The following is a 20,378-nucleotide window of genomic DNA, read 5'->3' as shown; positions in this document are numbered from 1 at the left end:
GTTTGCACATTGAGGTTTGAGAATAATGCCGAAAAAATCAATATTAGTGGCTGAGAATCTAGCTTATGAACTCAGCTTAGAGAGAAGATTATTTCAAGATGTGTATTTAAGTATTGCACAAAGCGATCGCATTGCTTTAATTGGTAGTAATGGTGTCGGTAAATCAACTCTTTTAAAGATACTTGCAGGTCAAATTTATCCTAGTGCTGGTTCTGTATCTCAAAATAGTTCTGTCTACTATTTGCCACAAATCAGCACCGTGAGACAAGAAAGCAATACAGATACAGTATTGGATTTCTTAAGTTTAATTGCGGATGAGTGGTGGCAAGTGACAGAGATTTTAAAAACTCAATTCCACACAGATATTGACTTGTCTTTATCAATCGGTAATTTAAGTGGTGGAGAACTGACGAAATTATTGCTAGCAATTGGGTTCATGTTAGAACCAGATTTACTACTACTTGATGAACCAACCAACCATTTAGATTTACAAACCTTAGAATTTTTGAGGCAATTTCTCACAAATTTCTCTGGTGCATTTGTGATTGTTTCTCATAAGCCTTTTTTCCTAGATCAAGTTGCATCTGTTACTTGGGAACTCACCCCGATGGGATTAAAAGTTTATGGGGGAAATTTTTCACATTACCGACAACAAAAAGAAATAGAATTAGATGTGGCATGGCGATCGCATGAAGTAGCTAGAAAAGAACTCAAGCGTGTCCAAACTGCGGCGATGCAAGAACAGCAACGTACTGCACAAACTCAACGTGGTGGTAGAGCCAAGTTTCTGGATGGTAGTATCGATAGAGCATCTGCTGGACTGATTAAAACTAAAGCAGAAGCCTCAGCCGGAACGGCGAAAAAGAAACATGATTTAGCTGTAGCTAAGGCTATACAAAAAGTTGCAGATACGAAAATCAAGACTACAAAGGTGACAAGTATTCAGCTAGAGGAAAAAAGCTACAAACATAGAAATTTGATTCATATTGAAGGTGCAAATCTTTGGGTATCAGAACGCCTCTTGATACATGATATTAATTTGCATATATTGTCAGGCGATCGCATTTCTATTATCGGTGCAAATGGTTCCGGTAAATCTAGTTTAGTCAAGGCAATTTTAGGACAGGATAGACAAACAGCTGTTTTGCAGCCTGGGGAAATTTTCGTCACACCAGGAATCAAAGCCGTATATCTCGATCAAACTTATCAACTAATTCACCGCCAGCAAACGATTCTGGAAAATATGCAGGCTCCTAATCCTCATCTTAGCTATCAGATGTTACGTCAACAGTTGGGACACTTTTTATTTAAGTATGATGACGTTCATAAGCCAGCATCCCTCCTCAGTGGTGGTGAGTTAGCCAGATTAGCGATCGCTATGATTAGTATCTCAGAAATTGACTTATTAATTCTTGATGAGCCAACTAATAATCTAGATATTGTCACTGTTGAGCAAATGGTATCAGCTATCAACGATTATCAAGGTGCGCTTTGGGTAATTTCTCACGATATCGACTTCCTCAGTCAGATTAAAATTACTCAAAGTTTTCAATTGAGAAATCAAGCCTTAAAAACGACAAATTACTTACCCAGTCAATCAAATGAATATTATCAAGAATTACTAAAATGTCAGGACTTACGCAGTGTCAACGATTTTCCGCACTTTTTGTCAATGGTCAATAGTCATTAGTCATAATTCATTAAATTGTATTTGGGTCGATATTTAATTCCCGCAGTTTTGCTGCTAAACGTTCGGCTTGTTGTTGAGCTTGTGCGGCTTGTTGTTGAGCCTGTGCGACTTGTTGTTGAGCTTGTGCAGCTTGTTGTTGAGCATGTTCTAATCGTTGTTCTGTTTGTTGTGCAGTCTCTTCAGGTGTGGGTACTATTTGTCCATCTGAAGTAAAAAACCTTAATAATCCTTGATATATTCCCAAATATAATCCTAACTGTTGACTCCATAAATACCCTTGTTCATTTGCTTGTAAAGGTTGATATTTTCCATCTGCTAAATGAAATCCGGCAAACTCTTGTGTAAAAGGGTCGAACCAAAAATAATCTGGTGTACGAAAAGTATCTTGATAAATTTCTTTTTTTAAACCTCTATCTGTCTTCGCTGTTGAGTCAGAGAGAATTTCTAAAATGACATTGGGATATTTCCCTTCTTCTTCCCACACTACCCAACTTTTGCGGGTTTTGCGTTCTGTTCCTAGCACTACGAAAAAGTCTGGGCCGCGAAAGTGTTCTGATTTGAGTTGGCGTGGACTGTAGTAAATCGTTAAGTTCCCTGCCGCATAAAAATCTTGTCTATCTCTCCATAACCATTCTAGGCATTGTAAAAGTAAGATTATTTGTCTTAAATGCAGTTCTGTTTCCAAGGGAGGTTCGTCACTATATAAATCGCTAGGGGGAAATATCACATCTTGGGAGATGTCTGGTTGAGATTCTAATTCTTGGGCAATAGTCATAGAATCAATTTGGCATCAACTAGTTATGGATTTATTTTAGCATTTTCATCAATCAAATATTTTAGTGTTAAACCTCATTTATATTGAAATCTAGAGTTTTTTAAAAGATATATTTTTTAAAAGATATATTTATGTAGGTGGAGTGAAATGCAACCCAGCATTACGATCTTATTTATGTTGGGTTACGCTATCGCTGCACCCAAACTACAAAACTTAAATTGTCTCTGGATCAATATTTAACTCACGCAGTTTTGCTGCTAAACGTTGTATTTCTTGCTGTGCTTTTTGTACCTCTTGTTGTGCCTGTTCTGCTTTTTGAGCTTCTTGTTCTGCTGATTCTTCAGGTGTGGGAACTAATTTTTTTTCTGGTGTAAAATATCGCAATAACCCCTCATGAATTCCTAAATATAATTCTAACTGCTGACTCCACAAATGTCCTTGTTCATTTGCTTGTAGAGGTTGATATTCTCCATCTAATAAATGAAATCCTACAAATTCTTGTGTAAAAGGGTCGAACCAAAAATAATCTGGTGTACGAAAAGTATCTTGATAAATTTCTTTTTTTAAACCTCTATCTGTCTTCGCTGTTGAGTCAGAGAGAATTTCTAAAATGACATTGGGATATTTCCCTTCTTCTTCCCACACTACCCAACTTTTGCGAGTTTTACGTTCTGTTCCTAGCACCACAAAAAAGTCTGGGCCTCGGAAATGTTCTGATTTGAGTTGACGTGGACTGTAGTAAATCGTCAAGTTTCCCGCCGCATAAAAATCTTGTCTATCTCTCCACAACCATTCTAGGCATTGTAAAAGAAGGATTATTTGTCGTAGATGCAGTTCTGTTTCCAAGGGAGGTTCATCACTATATAAATCGCCAGGGGGAAATATCACATCTTGACAGATGTCTGCTTGAGATTCTAATTCTTGAGCTATGGTCATAGAATCAATCCGGCATCAAGTAGTTATGGGTTTATTTTAGCTAATATCTATTCTCTATTACCTACCTACGCAAATTATTAGGCTGTGCCAAGCTGCGCTAACAGAAATCAAGTATGATTCCTATATCTTATAACCTCTTTAATTACAAATTACGAATTAGTAATTATTTAGACCTTTGTTACAATGCTTTTCTAACAGTGTTAACTCCGAACGATCAGCTTCTAAATCTGTTGGTTGACTCCCATAACTGCCATGAGATTCTAGACAGATTTCTTCTGGATGGCTGGAGTATGAAGAGTTTATTGGTTTATTTTCTTCATTACCAGCTATGAGTTGGGGATTTTTAGTATCATGCTTATTTAAGGGTGGAGTTAAAGTAGAAATATCAATTATTGGCAAAGTAATCTTAACTGTCGTTCCTTGATTGAGTCCAGCACTCTCTAAACTAATCGTACCTCCCATCAATTCAATCAAGTTACGGGAAATGGCTAACCCTAGTCCTGTACCTTCAAATTTACGTGTTGTACTGCCATTTACCATGACAAAGGGACGAAATAATTTGTGCTGTTGTGCTGGTTCAATACCTAAACCTGTATCGGTAACAGCTATGATTACTTGCCTGCCACTAAACATATTGACTATGGTTGTAGCAATAGTAATGCTACCTTCATCTGTAAACTTAGTCGCATTACCAATAATATTAATTAATATCTGTCTGAGTTTTCCCGCATCTGCTTTTACAGGAATAGGCTCTGATCCTAAGTCAATTTTCAGTTGTAAACCTTTTTTCTGCACATTTACTGATTGTAAATTGACTACTTCTAATAATATTGCTCGCAGATCCAAAGGTTCGGTAACTACAGAGAGTTTACCTGCTTCAATTTTAGAAATATCCAAGAGATCATTAATAATTCCTAACAGGTGGATAGCGGTTTCATCAGCGCGCTGTAAAAATTCTATTTCTTCTTCTCGGTTATCACACAATCCATCTTTCACCAAGCGTACACAGTTAATGATAATATTTAATGGATTACGTAATTCGTGGGAAGTTGTAGCTAAAAACTGACTCTTAACTTGATTAGCAGTTTTGGCTTCTTTCCAAGCAACTTCGATTTCTTCTGCCCAAGCTTTGAGCCTTTCCACCATTTGATCTAGTGCTTGTGCCAGTTGATTAAACTCTCGAATTTTAAAATTATGGGGGACTGGCTTGGCGGCGTGGTGGCTATGAATATTTAAAGCATAATCGCGCAATTCTTCTACCGGACTTGCCAGATAAGGCGCTAGGTACAAAGATGCTAATAAACTCGCACCAATCAAGCCCACTGTTAACACAATCAGGATGAGTTTGATTTCCTCTAATCCAAATAAAGCGTTGTCTACAGTCGTCACAGCCAAGACTACCCATTTTTGCTGGTGCTGTTCTGTAATCGGGTTAGTGATCACTGTATAGCCTGCAACTAACTCATTACCATCATTAAAAGCTATGTTACTTGGCTCATTGCGTCCAGCGATCGCATTTTTGATCAGCCTTTGGAGTTGGGCTGCATCTGAGTGTTGTTTGATATTACTGCCGACTAAATCAGGCCAGGGGTGTGCTAATATCGTCCCATCTTCCGCAATCACCAACATCGAGCCAGTCAGCGAACCTGGTTTATTGCGGGTTTGCTGATATAAAGCTGACTGGAGGCTTAAAGCATATAGCAACTGCCCAGAACGATTGTAAACAGGGGCAGATAGTACTATTTGTAGCTGATTGTGGGGATCTCTTTGACCTGTCGTCCCTGGCTGTGGTGACGGTACAGATGACACCTCTACCTGATCTCCAACAAAAACTTGCCTGATTTGAGTAATCTTTTTGTTGCCACAGCTACTAGCAATGATGTTATCAGTTTGCAGATCAGTCAATTGTAAACACTCAATGTAGCCTGGTAATTCTTGGGCTATCTGAGTGAGAAATTGTTGAATTTCCGCAGGTGAACCCGACTGTATTACCGCCGTGCGACTGGCAATCAATAGATTAGTCTTGAGAGAAGCAATTGCATTCACAATCTTCTCTCCTTTGATGACAGCACTTTCTGTCAGATTTTGCCGCGCAGTTTTTAATAGGCTAGAACGTGCCTTATTTAAAGCCACAAGTTGCCCAATAAATAGAACTGGCACAAACAGCAGCAAAATTCTAGTTACTAAAATACGTCGAAAGGATGATTGACGGGGATTAGCCATCTAGTGTCTCACTTCGCATCTGCAAATCACAACAGAAAACACGGGCAAACAAATTAGCTAAAGGAGACATTCTATTAAATTATCAAAACTTTATGATCAGCACATAAAAGTATCAAATATTTAATCGACAAAAAGCAGTATACTATACCAAAACTTATATTGGGTAGATGTAAAAACGACTGATGTTGCATACAGGTAGCCAGAATTGAAAATTTTTAAGCAAAATTGAAGCAGCTGACCGAAAAAAGGCAGTTATGGTTAAATGTGGGGATGTACTAATTAAGTAAAGTATCAAAACAAGTAAACCGACTTCATGGTGCAACATCGTCCACATACCACAGTAGTCTTGGCAATGAGTGCAGATGGCAAAATAGCAGACTTCATGCGATCGCCAGCTAGATTTGGCTCAGGAACTGATAAATTACACCTAGAACAACAAATTGCTGCGGCTGATGCCGTTTTGATAGGTGCGGGAACTCTCCGCGCCTACGGCACAACATTGACCGTATTAGATCCAGTTTTACTGCAAAATCGCCAACAAAAGGGGAAATCAGCCCAGCCTATTCATATAGTCATTACACATACTGCCCAACTCAATCCGGAAATTAGGTTTTTTCAGCAACCAATCAAGCGCTGGTTACTCACAACGACAGCAGGAAAAGATTCTTGGCAAGGACGCACAGAATTTGCAAAAATTTTAGTTTTTGAAACACCAACAAAAAAAGTAGATACTATCGCTGCTTTAAAACACCTATCATCTCTACATATAGCACGCTTGGTGGTACTTGGTGGTGGAGAATTAGTAGCTTCTATGCTGGAATCAGATTTAATTGATGAATTTTGGCTTACCGTCTGCCCCCTAATTTTAGGTGGTGTCGCTGCACCCACACCAGTAGACGGTCAAGGATTTTTATCAACACTAGCGCCTCACCTCCAACTCCTAGAGGTGAAAACAGTTGCCCAAGAAGTTTTCCTGCACTATCGCCTGCAACGTTAAATTAGTCAATGGTCAATAGTTAATGGTCAATGGTCAATAGTCATTAGTCATTAGTTACTATTTTACTAATCCCTCACTCCCTCACTCCCTCACTCCCTAACTTCCTCACTCCCTAAATATGGTTGAACAAATCAAGCCTCGCTACTCTAGTGTTTGGATCAGCAAAATGGCGGAAATACCCCAAGATGCTTGGGATGCTTTAGCCATGCCACTGAAAACGCCTTTTTTGGAGTGGAATTGGTTGAATAATTTGGAAACTTCCCAAAGTGCGATCGCCAAAACTGGGTGGTTAGCTAATCACTTAACGCTGTGGCGGGAGAGAACACTGATTGCGGCTGCTCCACTGTATCTTAAAGGACATAGTTATGGTGAATTTGTTTTTGATCACCAGTGGGCAGAGGTAGCCGAACGTATTGGTGTGCAATATTATCCCAAATTGTTGGGGATGACACCATTTACCCCGGCGGAAGGCTATCGGTTTTTAATTGCACCTGGGGAAGATGAAGATGAGATCACTGCTTTAATGGTGCATGAAATTGATATTTTTTGTATTAAGAATCGTATCTCTAGCTGTCATTTTCTCTATGTTGATCCCCAATGGCAACCAGTGTTAGAACGGCAGGGTTTTACTGCTTGGTTACATCATAGTTATGTTTGGGAAAATGATGGATTTCAAACTTTTGATGATTACTTGACGGTGTTTAATGCCAATCAGCGCCGCAATATTAAGCGAGAACGCAAAGCTGTGGAAAAGGTGGGGTTAAAGTTACAAGCATTGACTGGTGAAGCGATTCCTAAATCTTTGTTTCCTTTGATGTATCAGTTTTATGCCGATACTTGTGATAAATTCGGCTGGTGGGGGAGCAAGTACCTAACCAAGCGCTTCTTTGAACAGTTACACCATGATTATCGCCATCGAGTAGTGTTTTTTGCTGCTTATCACGAGCAAGCACCGCATCAACCCGTAGGTATGTCTTTTTGCTTATATAAAGACGATCGCCTATACGGACGCTACTGGGGAAGTTTTCAAGAAATCGATTGCTTACACTTTGATGCTTGTTATTATGCACCAATTGAATGGGCGATCGCTAACGGTATCCAAACTTTTGATCCCGGTGCTGGTGGACGACATAAAAAACGTCGCGGTTTCCCAGCTGCACCTAATTACAGTCTGCATCGTTTTTATCATCAGCGTCTAGGACAAATTTTACTTCCTCACATCCGCGAAGTGAATCAATTAGAAGCACAAGAAATTGCTGCGATGAATGCTGATTTACCTTTTAGTCAGTAGTCACCATTGCCACAATCGTTGATAGGGGGACTTTGGCAAAATATTGTTGCTGGAATTGTTCTTCGCTGACGGCGGCTAAAAACTGGGCGACAGCTGTATCAGCATTTGTTTTGGAGATAGTGTCGGAATTCCAGATGATTTGCAAATGATGATCTTGTCTGGTGACGGTAAATCCTACATATTTTAAAGCTTTGATGCCCAAAAATAAGGCGCGATCGCTAATTGCTAGTTTTTCTAAAAGTTGAACACGGGTGACGAGTTGATTTGTCCGACTGAGATATTTAGCAATACCCACCAAAGTCAGCCAAATTTCTAGGGGTGGTTGGTGATGGGGTTGAGTCCAGGCGATCGCTAATTGTTGATGATTATAGAGCGATCGTTTTAACCATGCCCGTAAATCCTGCCAATTGGTTGGACAATTTTCTAAAATAAATGGTGGATTAGAGACGTTGCCCATTGTTGTAGAGACGTTGCATGCAACGTCTCTACCGGGTGTGGAGAGATTGCGCCAATCTACGATAGGTATGGCATGATGGGTTGTGAGTTCGGCGTTAACGCTAGGACGAACGGCAATTAATCTGATTTCATAGCGTTTTTTGTAGGTGTTGTAATCTAATTCAACTATGCAATCACACCTACCTACAGGTAATTCCTCTTTGTAATGTCCCCACCAAATACCGGGAAAAGGGTTTTTACCAGAATCATCGCGGATATCAAATTCGGTTTTAATGTACTGTACTTTTTTCCCTTGCCAATCTTGCTGATTACGATGCCAAGTATTCTCAAACCAGCAGTTTTGGATCAAAAGTTTCGGCACAGGATTACCCATACCACAAGGTTCCAACAATTTTAACTCTAAAAATAATTCTTTACCTAAATCTGCTACCGTGACTACTATATCTGCCTGTACAGTCGGAGTAAGATTTGCACCACCTAAAGATTGTCGCAATTGCTGATTAATTGCTTGTGTAAATAGGGGAATATTTTCTGTCGGTAAACTTAAACCAGCTGCAAAAGGATGTCCCCCGAAGCGATGTAATAAATGTGCTTGATCTTTAACTAGTTGATATAAATCGACAGAATTCACAGAACGGGCAGAACCACGGGCAAGGGATTGGAAATTAGGGATTGGCGATTGGGAAGTTTCTTCCCCAGTTCCCAGTTCCCAGTCCCCAGTTCCCTCAGTACTTAACAAAATCGTTGGGCGGCCTGTTTCTTGGGCGACTTGCCCAGCAACTAAGCCTAGCACACCTACTGGCCATTGAGGATCTACTAGAACAATAACGCTAGTTGTTGATAAGTCTAGTTGAGTGAGTTTTTGAGTGACTTGGGCTTGTACATCTTTTTGTAAGGACTTGCGGCGAGTGTTTGCCAGTTCTGTAACTTCAGCTAATTGATGACAACGATTGATGTCACAACTAGTTAAGAGTTCTACACAAAAACTAGCATCACCTTGAATTCTACTAACTGCGTTGATGCGGGGGCCTAAACCAAAGGAAATATCTGTGGGGCGATCGCCACTTTTTTGGCATAATTCTAATAATCGCCCTACGCCCGGTCGTCTGCGGGCTGCTGGTGGTTGCTGAAAATCGGCTTGCAGTCTTTGAATACCCAACTGTGCTAAATAGCGACAATCACCACTAAGTTGGACTAAATCGGCAATTAACCCAACGGCAACTAAATCTAATAAATCTGCTAAAGGATTTTGTGGGACATCAGGCAAACTTTGATAAAGGGCTTCCACCAATTTATAAGCCACCCCCACACCAGAAAGATGAAATAACTGATGTTCACGAGGTAAATAGCGGGGGTTAATAATTGCTGTAACTGGTGGGCGTTCTGGTGGTAAAGTGTGGTGATCTGTCACAATCACATCAATACCTAATTGTTGAGCATAGATAATTTCATCAATATTTGTACTGCCCGTGTCACAAGTAACTATTAATTTACAACCTTGTTTAGCTAAATTATCAATCCCTGGTTCATTCAATCCGTGAGATTCTTTGAGACGATTGGGTATGTAATAAACTAACTCTTGGTTTTGGGCAAAAAATTGTCCTAACCCATCCCACAATACGGCAGTGGAAGTGATCCCATCAGCGTCAAAATCTCCCCAAATAGCAATTTTTTCTCCAGCTTGTCGTGCTTGCTGCAATCTATCCACAGCCAAATTCATTTCTATGCCAAACTCAAAAGCGCTAGCTGGTTGATAATTTTTATAGTTAATAAAAGCCGTTAATTGTGATTCCTCTCTAATGCCTCGTTGCCACAATAATTGTGCTGCATACATCCCCCTAGACGGCGGAGCATACTTTTTCACTACTTCCACAAACCACTCTGGTGGTTGTTCATTGGCGATTAAAATCCACTGCATTTTATTAATTCAATACGAATTATGAATTATTCTCAATCTAGCTTTATTCTTCATTAGTTTGAAATTCATTTACTAATGGGTTGAGGACTACTTCATTAGCAAAAGAATCAGGCTTACGAGCGCGAATAGCTGGACGCGATCGCTTATAACCTGCTCTCTCTGCTTTTTGATGTTCGTAATCAATTAATCTGCCATAATAAGGATGCTTACTTAAATTCATCGACAAGAAAATATGTTGGCGAATATTGCCAAAACCTTTGCGATTGAAGAATTTAACTGCGGGTACATTGGTAGGATCAGTATCTACTAACATAAACCTTGCTCCATCTTCAATCATCCGCGATACGACTTTATCAACTAATTTATCAGCAACTCCTTGACGTTGAAATTGAGGATTCACCCCCAACCATAAAATATAGCCGTAAGTCCAAGAGGCTTTAGTAATGATGGTTCCTAAAATAAATCCTGCCAATTCTCCATCTATTTCTGCCACCAGACAATATTCTGGATCTGTGTTGTAAAGCCCAATTACCTCCCATTCATCCCAAGTACGGTACAAATAAGGATATAAATCGCTGGTAAATAACTCTTCTCCCAAATGATAAACAGGTGCAATATCATCTATCCTTAAGTCGCGGACATAAACTTCATTAATTTCCTCAAAATTTGTCATAAGTTTTGTAATTATAATTTTTGAGATACTATCTAACTATTCAAAGTATAGAGGTTTTCAAAATGAGGATAAAATATCCTTAGCCAATCATTTTTTAAAATCTTGGTAAGTAGCAGCTAAAGGAATCATAAAAAACAATAAAAATATCATATTTAAGACAGCATTTTGCCAGAATCCTGTTGATATCGAAAACGAACTGTCTATTATGAACCAAACAACTATAGATGCTGTCATAGCGTACCATGCTTCATCTTCCTGGCGACAAAATGGCTTTAACAAAATGTAAAGTAAAGCAACGCTCCAACCCATCATCACAGCACCCAGTAAGCCATACAAAAATTTAATATAAGAAGATGCTACTTCATTAAAGATAGTGTGTGTTGAGGAAGCGGGAAAGAAAATTGCATCAAAGAAAATCTGCATAAAATCTGGCGCAATTATCAAACTAAAGCTGAAAAAAATTACTCCACAGGTGACAATAATTAACCAGTACCACCAGAAACGAAACCATGAGCGTGTCATTCAACTCTCACTCCTCGATTGTTACAACGATACTTCTTCAATGGTATCAATATCAGGTGTAACGTTACTCATTGCTGTTTCTATCACTGCTATACGCTCACACCGTTGGGCAAAATGACAATACTTACAGGCTTGACTATTTTCCGGTACTTGCGGAAATAACTTACCATTTTGATAGTTTTTCAGCCAGATAGTTAGTTGATTTAATAGTTGATCTAGTTTTTTTGCTGTTTTTGTATGTTGAGCAGGATTATAATTAAACTGAATATTTTGTGGTTTACCTTCTGACTGGACAAACCAGTAAGTCATAGAAATATTTTCTGGCAAGTATTCGCTAGTTTCAGCTAATACGTACATATATAAACGAGTTTGCCAATTTAGTCCTAACTTGCGTTTGTCTGGTGGTTGAGGATATGTTTTCCAGTCAAGAATCTGGGCTTGCTGATAATCGGCAATTAATAAATCATAGATAACTATCAGCAAATAATCTTGCACTTGTAAGGTGCGGTAGTGTTCACTTTCCCGAAAAGTTTGGCTATCAGTTTTGAGTGTGAGGATTTCTGGGGCTACACTAGCAAAAGCCGACATCCAAGTTTGCAGTCGAGAGTCGGCTTCCAGGAAATTATTGATAGGTAAGCCCATTTCCCGTTGCTGCATGAGTAAGTGAAAACGACTACCTAAGATTTGTTTCTCCTCGTGTTCAGAATCTGCGGGAGAATTGAGTTTTTCTAAGTAAGTGTGTTGAAATTTACGTGGACAGGTTGCGAGTAAATTGAGATGCCCTTGAGACAGGCGTAACAGTTGAGTGTGAGTTGTCAGCATGATCCTATTTTAGAAGCGATCGCTAAAATCTCACTCACGTAATTTTGGCATTAATTCTAGAAGCTTGAGGATTTTTGAGGAGGCGATCGCTAATCGATGTCTCAATACTTTAGACAATCACCAACAAATAGAAAAATAAAAGGTGAAAGAATGAATTTTGCCTTGTGAGTTCATCCTTTCACCTTTTTATGTACCTGATGCTTATTTAATGTTAGCCCTTGCGTCCCTCACTGCGACAATAAAAAATAATCCCGTCAGAGGAATACTCAAAGCTAAAATAATTGCCGTGACTTGAACGCCTAAATCTGGTTGTCCAGAACTGAGTTCAAAGATTGAGCCAACAGCTGCGATCGCTGTTATGCAAGAGCCGCCTAGAAACAAACCGCTTTTTGGAGTTAAATACACTACTAGTTCACCCTATGCTACTGGTTTCACAGCTTGATACGAGAAGCCATTTTTAGATAACTCCTGTGCCAAAGTCAAGGAGTTATCCACACGGTCTACAAATACTACACCATTCAGGTGATCCATCTCGTGCTGAATGCAGCGTCCTAGTAAGTCTGTAGCTTTTAAGGTCTGAGGACGGCCATTTTCATCTTTATAGATAACTTCCACTACGTCTGGTCGCTTCACATCCATATACACGCCTGGAATGCTTAAACACCCTTCTTGGGCCACGCCAATTTCCCGACTGACTTGTTTGATTGTTGGGTTAATTAATATTAGTGGGGGATTGCTGGGGTTATCTGGTTCACAATCGATGACAATGAGTTGTTTATGAATTCCTACCTGGGGTGCTGCTAAACCGATGCCATCATTGCTGTACATAGTTTGTAGCATATCGCGGATCAGCTGCCGGATTTCATCATCTACTTTTGTGATCCGTTTAGCTGGTTGACGCAGGACGCGATCGCCTAAATAGTGGAGTTTTAAAGGGGGATTTTTTAACTTTTTTTTCTCAACAGCAATTTCAGAAGGCATGACTTTAGATGGCTAGATTGTGCAAATTTCCGATTAATTCAATTCTATCAATCTTCATGTGGGCTATGGGGGTGTAGGGGATTTGTTGATTTTTGGTATAATTACTGATTTTTATGTCTTTATTTTATACTTAAAAGTCGAAGATATTTTTAGCGCCTCAACCAAGTCTTGATCGCTTGCCACCAATCTCTCAACCATCGGGAAAATCTTTGCACAAATCCTACAGGATTTGTCTGTTGAGCCAGACGCTCAAGTGCCTTGTTGCAGTCTGCCACTTTCGCTATGACTGGGATTGCTTGATACAATTCGCGGGCATTGCCATAAGCACCCATTGCTGCCGATTGATCATTCATTTTTTCTAGGGTTAAACCCCAATCAAACCAAGCTTTTGCTGACTCATGACGATCGCCAATCTCCTGAGCAATCTGCAACTGTTGCTGGTGGAACTCTATTGCTAATTGATACTGCCCCAGGGAGTGATAAGCTGCGCCTAAACCCCCCAGGGAAATGGCTTCTCCCCGGCGATCGCCAATTTTCTTAGCTATGTTTAATTGTTGTCCATGCAACTCAAGTGCTATTTGATACTTTCCCAAGGAGTTATAAGCTACACCTAAACCATTCAAAGAAATGGCCTCGCCCTGCCTGTCGCCAATCTCTTGGGCGATTTGCAACTGTTGTTTATGAAACTCAATTGCTAATTGATACTCTCCCAAGGAGTTATAAGCTGCACCTAACCCACCTAAAGAAATCGCTTCTTCCTGGCGATCGCCAATTTCTCTAGCGATCTTTAACCTCTGCTCTCGGAATTCTATAGCTTTTTGATACTCTCCCAGCCAGTAATAAGCCGTACCCAAACCCCCTAAAGAAATCGCCTCTCTTTGGCGATCGCTCATTTCCCTAGCTATGTCTAAAGACTGGAGGTTGAACTCTATCACTTGTTGGTGCTGTCCCAATAAGTTATAAGTTATACCTAAATTTCCCAGGGCAACAGCTTCTGCGTGGCGATCGCCAATTTTTCTGGCTATCTCCAAAGATTTTTGATGAAATTGTATGGCTCGTTGGTACTGTCCCAGCCAGTAATAAGCTGTGCCTAAAGCTGTGAGCAGAGATAGGTATTTCCAGTTCTTGCCTTGGTTAGCTTTTTCCCAAGTGATGAGCAACTGCTTGTATACCTCAACTTGCACAGTATAAGAACCTTGGGAAAGTAAAAAACTGTGGCATTGCCAAATAATATCAAAGGCGCGATCGTAGTTTTTTAACTGACAATAATGATAGAAAATTTCCCAGTATTCCTTGACATCATCCATCACTCGCCAAGGTGGCTGTTTAGCTTTTGAGGTATAGTAAGCTATAGCTTGCTCATGTGCCTGTGGTTGTTCGCCTGCTTTGTTCCGCACATATTCTAAAATTACTGGATGGAATTCAAAGTATCGCTTACCAGCGAACTTTTCTTGTAAAAGCGATCGCTTCACCAGATTTCGCAGTTCTCCCTCCACCTCAGCCTCTGAATATCCAGGCAACATCACCATTGCTGCCATACTATCAAAAGCAGTACGGTAAACACTGATATTAAGTAATAAAAGCCTTTGCCAGTTACTTAAACGCTCAAAACTAGCATCTAATACTAACATCATTCCCATATTTCTTCTGCGGTGTTGACCAACTACTTTGGGATCTGTGAGTAACTGTTGCAAATTACTCAAACCCAACTCTGTCAACTGCTTTAAGTGAGGATTTTGCGGATATTCTTCTTTTAATAAATCAGCTACCAGTTTCAGCAGCAGGGGATGACCATTGACTAATTGAGCAAACCCTAGCAAGTCCCCCTGAATAGAAAATTCTGCTAACAGTTTTGCGCCTGCTTCCACCGTCAAACCCTTCAGGGATAACCACTCAAATCCCCCCAGCAGCTCAGGTCTTTCTCTAGTCGTGACTAATACTGTGCTGTTGCTACCATATTCTACCCAAGCCTGGAAAAAATCACGATAGAAGGGATTTCCCCAGCGTCTATCTGGTTGTAATAAACTTTCTAGATGATCAATGACTAATAAATATTGTTCTGCTCGTAAGCACTTAACCAGCGCCTCTACCAATTGCGTTTCCTGTTTTGGTACTGGATATGCAAATTCTCTTAAGATTTGGCTAGCAAAATCGCTAAAAATTGCTCCAGATCCGACATCAGCCCAAAATCGCTTAGGAAAACCATCAATCTCTTCATAAATTTTAGCCGCTAGCATGGATTTGCCCGTGCCACCAATGCCTTCTATGCCAATGAGAGTAATATTCTCATCACCCAACCATTGTTTGAGTTGAGCAATTTCTGCTTCTCGTCCTTGCCAGTAAGCTAGGTTCTTGCTGGGGTTGCCAACTTTGAGAACCCCAGGCGATGTCATTTTGGTACTACGTTCTAGCTTTGCCAACAGTTCTAGCTGGTCAGCACCAATCACAACTGTATTGGCTCTGATCTCACCTATTTGAGTTACTTTACTCTGTTCGTGAGCAGTTGCTTGTATGCTGATTTTGTTCGCCTGATCAGAATTGGGTTCTTCTGCCATAAATTACAGCAGTTAAAATTATTACTAATGTTTGCATTTTCAGCTAAAAACTAACTTGGTCTGCGACAATTTTCCCTACTTGCTTGACTACACTTTGGTCATAAGCATTGGCATTTAGCTGCACATTCTCACCATCAGGTTGGATTGGGGATGCTGTTTGCCAAATCTGAGTGATTTCCGTTGCTAGTGCTGTATCAGTTTCTAAAATTTTCTTGAGTTGCACCCGTAAGCTAGCTTGCAAATCTTCATCATCGGGATTTTTTGCCACATCCACGGCTGCTTCTTTAGCTGCTTCCTTGCCTTCAACAGAAGAATGCAGCTTAGTCCAGATAGCTTTTGCTTTGTCCCAAACATCCTCACCTATTTTCTGAGATGCTCCTTCCACTGCTTTATTACCTACGTTCACTAGAAAAGGCAGGCAAGGTGCGAGAAATTTAACTAATAAGACTATATCCATAAATTTCTGCTATTTTTTCAGTAATTCTTTATACGACAGCATATTAACCTAGTTTTATCCAAAATCCAAAATTGGTATAAGTCATGCGAACCAGTTGATGGGACAATAAGAGTGAAAAATCATGCTTACTGTGTATTGCTTCCAGCCCAAAGGAATCTGTAAAAAATGTGGAAAAGAATTGCAATTATTTTGCTATTGGTATTGAGCTTCAGTCTGAGTAATCCGGGTGTAGCATCTGCTGCGGGATTCAAAAGCTTTGTGGACACTACTGATGGCTATGAGTTTTTATACCCTAATGGCTGGTTGCAAGTGAAAGTTGCCAATGGCCCTGATGTGGTATTTCACGATTTAATTGAGATATCGGAAAATGTCTCTGTAGTTATTAGTCCGGTTCCCGATGATAAAACTTTACAAGAACTGGGAACACCCACAGAAGTAGGATATAAATTAGGTAAAGCAGCTTTAGCACCGCCTGATTCTGGTCGTTCAGCTGAACTCGTCAATGCCTTACAGAAGGAATCCCAAGAAGGCAAGACATATTACATTCTGGAATATTTAGTAAAACTTCCCGATCAGCAACAACGGCATAATATCGCCAGTGTTGCTGTCAGTCGCGGTAAGTTGTTTACTTTTAACGCTTCTATTCCTGAGAAACGCTGGCGCAGAGTTAAGGGAACTATGGAAGATGTGGTCAATTCTTTTTCAGTGTATTAGTTAGTTATTGGTCATGGGGCATTAGGATTTACGTATTAAGAACTGGGTGTGGGGATGCGGGGGTGTAAAATCTTGGCATTCCTAAACTCTTGCTCATGTCACTGTGTAAGTCTTAACTAACTCCCCTATGCCCAACACTTACTTTTAATTTAAACTTATGAAAATTCCGCAATTTGTCTTGGCTTCTGCTTCTCCAGCACGTCGTCGCTTGCTGCAAACTGTGGGAATTGAATCGATAGTTTGTCCTAGTGATTTTGATGAGTCGCAGATTCAAGCTGATGAACCTGCTCAGTTGGTGCAAATTTTAGCTCAATCTAAGGCGGAAACTGTCGCTCCTCAGTTTCCATCGGGGTTAATTATGGGTTGTGATTCGGTGTTGGCGATCGCTGGTAAAATTCATGGTAAACCAGCAGATGCCGAAGAGGCGATCGCTCGTTGGCAAATCATGCGTGGTACATTTGGCGATCTCTACACAGGTCATGTTTTAATTGACAATTCACAAAAACGCACTATAGTCAAGTGTCAAGTGACAAGAGTCTACTTTGCCCAAATTAGCGATCGCACTATTCAAGCCTATGTCGCTACAGGGGAACCACTTAAGTGTGCTGGGGCTTTTGCTTTGGAAGGTTTTGGTAGTTTGTTTGTTGAGAAAATTTCAGGTTGTCACAGTAATGTTATTGGTCTTAGTCTACCTTTGCTTAGGCAAATGTTAGAGGAATTGAGTTACGAGGTGACGGATTTCTGGGGATAATCAAGTGTATGTTTTTTAAACGCAGAGGGAAGAGGAGGTAAGCGCTGAGGTACGCGGAGTTTTACTGAGCCATGAGTAAATTGATAGTGCTGAATTTGGGTCAGGGAGATTTACGGCAAGGGTTTTCTGCGGTGATGGCCCAACTTTGGCTAACAGATGCGCCGACACCGATGCAATTTATCGGGGGATTACCACCTGCACCACAATTAGAGCATCTTTATCAACGTTGGCAACAAATGTATACAAGTTTGTATGCCAGTTTGGGTTGGCGTAGTTCACGTATGGCTGACTTTGAAATTGAGGAAGATGATATTACTCATGTTTCTCAAGGAGAATTTGAGCGTCTTTGCCAGGAATTACAAGATAATCTCAATATATGGCTCAATAGTGCGGAGTTTCTCAATATAGACCGCAAACTCCGGACTCACCTCTTACCTACAGAGGAAATTCGCTGCATCATTACTGCTCAATCATCGCAGGTTTTACGACTCCCTTGGGGTTTGTGGCATTTTTTGAGCGATTATCCGCAAGCAGAATTGGCTCTGAGTCCGCCAGAATATGCTTGTGCGATGAAAATTAATCCTAGAAAAGCTCCAGGCAAGGTGAGGATATTAGCTATTTTAGGTGATGGTCAAGGAATTGATGTGGCAAAAGACCAAAAGTTACTCCAGCAGTTACCCAATGCAGAAATTAAGTTTTTAGTGGAACCCAATCGTTCTCAACTGACACAACAATTGTGGGAGTCTGGTTGGGATATCTTATTTTTTGCGGGGCATAGTTCTAGTCAAGGTAAAGGGCAGATGTTGCTCAATGCTAAGGAAACTTTGACTATTGATCAATTAAAGTATGGCTTACAAAAGGCGATCGCTCAAGGTTTACAGTTAGCAATTTTTAACTCTTGTGATGGTTTGGGATTAGCACAAGATTTAGCTGACTTGCATTTACCTCTGGTAATTGTCATGCGTGAACCTGTACCAGATAGGGTAGCCCAGGAATTTTTGCAGCACTTTTTAGCACTTTTTTCGCGGGGGAAAACTCTCTATGCAGCCGTGAGGGAGGCAAGACAAAGATTACAGTCTCTAGAACAAGATTTTCCCTGCGCGACTTGGCTACCTGTAATTTGCCAAAATCCTGCCGAAATATCGCCAAGTTGGCAGGATTTAGTCGGTCAAAAGTTGGGTTTAAAGTTACCTCGTGCCGATGTAAAACGGTTGCCGATGGTGCTATTGAGTAGCTTGTTTGTCACATTCATTATAGTATTAATTCGGTCATGGGGAGGATTGCAATCATTAGAATTAGCAGCATTTGATCAGTTGCTGAGATTGCGACCTCAAGAACAACCAGACTCACGACTTTTGATTGTCACTATTACTGATCAAGACATCCAAGCCCAAGGACAAGAACCACGTCGGGGTTCCCTTTCAGACAAGCATCTCAACTTACTCCTGACAAAATTAGCGCCATATCAACCAGCCGCTATTGGTTTAGATATATACAGAGATTTTTCCGTAAGTGCTAGCCAACCAGAACTAGCCCAGCAGATGCAAAAAAGCGATCGCCTGATTGCTATCTGCAAACGTGCTGATCCAGAATATGATCCCACAGGTATTTCTCCACCGCCGGAAATATCCGCTAACAGGATTGGTTTTAGTGATTTTATCGAGGATGACGATAGTATCCTGCGTCGTCATCTGTTAGCGATGACTCCCAACCCCATTTCCTCAACTTGTACAACAGCTGATGCTTTTAGCATTAAGCTGGCATTTTTATATCTGCAAAACCGAGGAATTACAGCCAAATTTACCCCAGATTGGGATTTACAATTGGGTAATCAAATCTTTCCTCGATTGCAAAACCGGACTGGTGGTTATCAGTCCATAGATGCTCAAGGTAGTCAGATTTTACTAAATTATCGCTTTTCGCCAACCGTGCAAGCGATCGCTCCTCAAGTCACCCTCAGCCAAATTCTTAATGGACAAATCAACCCCAATGCCATCAAAGATAGAATTATTTTGATCGGTGTCACCAGTAACAGTAGTAGCGATTATTGGTCTACACCCTATGGTAAAAGTCCAATGGCGATCGCGCCAGGCATAGTTATTCAAGCACAAATGGTAAGTCAATTACTCGGTGCTGCTTTAGACAATCGCCCCCTTCTGTGGGTTTGGGATCAATGGCTGGAAATATTGTGGATTGGCAGTTGGTCTTTGACAGGTGGTCTATTTGCTTGGTATATTCGCAGTATAGCTTATCTCGGTACTATTAATAGTGTAGCAGTGATAATGTTATCTGGAATGTGCTTGATAGTGCTAACTCAGGGTGGCTGGATACCTCTAGTACCATCCATGTTGGGATTTATAGTCACGACCCTCCTCTGCCAGAGAGTCTTAGATAGCTACCAAAAGTAATCTACGAAATGGAGCTTTGAGGCTGACTACAAACTCTAGCTGTGAACGGTAGAAGCTGTCTTTGTTGAATTCAGAGAACGATTTAAAATTTTTAACACAGAACAGAAAATAGCTAATGAATTACTGCCAGGTAGTATTCAGTAGCTAAAAGCGATCGCCAAATCGGCTACAGTGACAAATTTTTAGATAAAAGCTAATCGATACTTAAT

General features: G+C 40.4%; 17 protein-coding genes. 6 read left to right on the top strand and 11 right to left on the bottom strand.

What is annotated here, in order from left to right; genetic code table 11:
• Nucleotides 1-25 precede the first annotated feature (25 nt).
• Nucleotides 26-1,690 carry a ribosomal protection-like ABC-F family protein gene (abc-f, locus tag FD725_RS10455; protein WP_179048071.1) on the top strand — a complete coding sequence of 555 codons (1,665 nt, stop codon included), beginning with the start codon at nucleotides 26-28 and terminating at the stop codon, nucleotides 1,688-1,690.
• A 10-nt stretch (nucleotides 1,691-1,700) separates the two neighbouring features.
• On the opposite strand, the gene FD725_RS10450 is transcribed toward abc-f, so the two are convergent.
• The 3 genes from FD725_RS10450 to FD725_RS10440 form a co-directional block, all read right to left on the bottom strand.
• On the bottom strand, nucleotides 1,701-2,465 hold the full coding sequence (locus FD725_RS10450) for a Uma2 family endonuclease (RefSeq protein WP_179048070.1): 765 nt from the start codon (nucleotides 2,463-2,465) through the stop codon (nucleotides 1,701-1,703).
• 213 nt (nucleotides 2,466-2,678) lie between these two features.
• Nucleotides 2,679-3,401 carry a Uma2 family endonuclease gene (locus FD725_RS10445; protein ID WP_179048069.1) on the bottom strand — a complete coding sequence of 241 codons (723 nt, stop codon included), beginning with the start codon at nucleotides 3,399-3,401 and terminating at the stop codon, nucleotides 2,679-2,681.
• A 156-nt stretch (nucleotides 3,402-3,557) separates the two neighbouring features.
• Complete coding sequence (locus FD725_RS10440; RefSeq protein WP_179048068.1) at nucleotides 3,558-5,624, bottom strand: sensor histidine kinase; 2,067 nt, start codon at nucleotides 5,622-5,624, stop codon at nucleotides 3,558-3,560.
• 313 nt (nucleotides 5,625-5,937) lie between these two features.
• Here FD725_RS10440 and FD725_RS10435 point away from each other — a divergent pair, with 313 nt between their 5' ends.
• Complete coding sequence (locus FD725_RS10435) at nucleotides 5,938-6,621, top strand: RibD family protein (protein ID WP_179048067.1); 684 nt, start codon at nucleotides 5,938-5,940, stop codon at nucleotides 6,619-6,621.
• A 118-nt stretch (nucleotides 6,622-6,739) separates the two neighbouring features.
• Nucleotides 6,740-7,912 carry a GNAT family N-acetyltransferase gene (locus tag FD725_RS10430; RefSeq protein ID WP_179048066.1) on the top strand — a complete coding sequence of 391 codons (1,173 nt, stop codon included), beginning with the start codon at nucleotides 6,740-6,742 and terminating at the stop codon, nucleotides 7,910-7,912.
• Here FD725_RS10430 and recJ read toward each other — a convergent pair.
• From recJ to FD725_RS10390, 8 genes are all read right to left on the bottom strand, one after another.
• The gene (gene recJ / locus FD725_RS10425) at nucleotides 7,902-10,286 is read right to left on the bottom strand and encodes a single-stranded-DNA-specific exonuclease RecJ (RefSeq protein ID WP_179048065.1); all 2,385 of its coding nucleotides are present in this window, start codon (nucleotides 10,284-10,286) and stop codon (nucleotides 7,902-7,904) included. The genes FD725_RS10430 and recJ overlap by 11 nt on opposite strands.
• Nucleotides 10,287-10,329: 43 nt before the next feature.
• The gene (locus FD725_RS10420; RefSeq protein ID WP_179048064.1) at nucleotides 10,330-10,959 is read right to left on the bottom strand and encodes a GNAT family N-acetyltransferase; all 630 of its coding nucleotides are present in this window, start codon (nucleotides 10,957-10,959) and stop codon (nucleotides 10,330-10,332) included.
• An 87-nt stretch (nucleotides 10,960-11,046) separates the two neighbouring features.
• Nucleotides 11,047-11,481, bottom strand: coding sequence for a hypothetical protein (locus FD725_RS10415; protein WP_179048063.1), 435 nt, complete (start codon nucleotides 11,479-11,481; stop codon nucleotides 11,047-11,049).
• Nucleotides 11,482-11,502: 21 nt separating this feature from the next.
• On the bottom strand, nucleotides 11,503-12,303 hold the full coding sequence (locus tag FD725_RS10410) for a PD-(D/E)XK nuclease family protein (RefSeq protein WP_179048062.1): 801 nt from the start codon (nucleotides 12,301-12,303) through the stop codon (nucleotides 11,503-11,505).
• 201 nt (nucleotides 12,304-12,504) lie between these two features.
• The gene (locus FD725_RS10405; protein ID WP_179048061.1) at nucleotides 12,505-12,708 is read right to left on the bottom strand and encodes a hypothetical protein; all 204 of its coding nucleotides are present in this window, start codon (nucleotides 12,706-12,708) and stop codon (nucleotides 12,505-12,507) included.
• Nucleotides 12,709-12,720: 12 nt separating this feature from the next.
• Entirely contained in the window at nucleotides 12,721-13,284 is a 564-nt protein-coding gene (gene def / locus FD725_RS10400; RefSeq protein ID WP_179048060.1) for a peptide deformylase, read from the bottom strand.
• Nucleotides 13,285-13,433: 149 nt separating this feature from the next.
• Nucleotides 13,434-15,839: a tetratricopeptide repeat protein gene (locus FD725_RS10395; protein ID WP_179048059.1), complete on the bottom strand. Its 2,406-nt coding sequence runs from the start codon at nucleotides 15,837-15,839 to the stop codon at nucleotides 13,434-13,436.
• Nucleotides 15,840-15,882: 43 nt separating this feature from the next.
• Complete coding sequence (locus tag FD725_RS10390) at nucleotides 15,883-16,296, bottom strand: hypothetical protein (protein WP_179048058.1); 414 nt, start codon at nucleotides 16,294-16,296, stop codon at nucleotides 15,883-15,885.
• 165 nt (nucleotides 16,297-16,461) lie between these two features.
• On the opposite strand from FD725_RS10390, the gene psbP reads away from it, so the two are divergent.
• The 3 genes from psbP to FD725_RS10375 all read left to right on the top strand — a co-directional run bounded on the left by psbP (nucleotide 16,462) and on the right by FD725_RS10375 (nucleotide 20,169).
• Complete coding sequence (gene psbP / locus FD725_RS10385) at nucleotides 16,462-17,010, top strand: photosystem II reaction center PsbP (protein ID WP_179048057.1); 549 nt, start codon at nucleotides 16,462-16,464, stop codon at nucleotides 17,008-17,010.
• 157 nt (nucleotides 17,011-17,167) lie between these two features.
• Nucleotides 17,168-17,761, top strand: coding sequence for a nucleoside triphosphate pyrophosphatase (locus tag FD725_RS10380; protein ID WP_179048056.1), 594 nt, complete (start codon nucleotides 17,168-17,170; stop codon nucleotides 17,759-17,761).
• A gap of 71 nt (nucleotides 17,762-17,832) precedes the next feature.
• A complete protein-coding gene (locus tag FD725_RS10375; RefSeq protein WP_179048055.1) occupies nucleotides 17,833-20,169 on the top strand; it encodes a CHASE2 domain-containing protein in 2,337 nt (778 codons plus the stop codon).
• Nucleotides 20,170-20,378: the final 209 nt, after the last annotated feature.

This window comes from Nostoc sp. TCL26-01 (genome assembly GCF_013393945.1).
Taxonomy (GTDB): domain Bacteria; phylum Cyanobacteriota; class Cyanobacteriia; order Cyanobacteriales; family Nostocaceae; genus Trichormus.
Note: the sequence above shows the minus strand (reverse complement) of the source record. Positions and strands in the feature narration are given on the sequence as shown.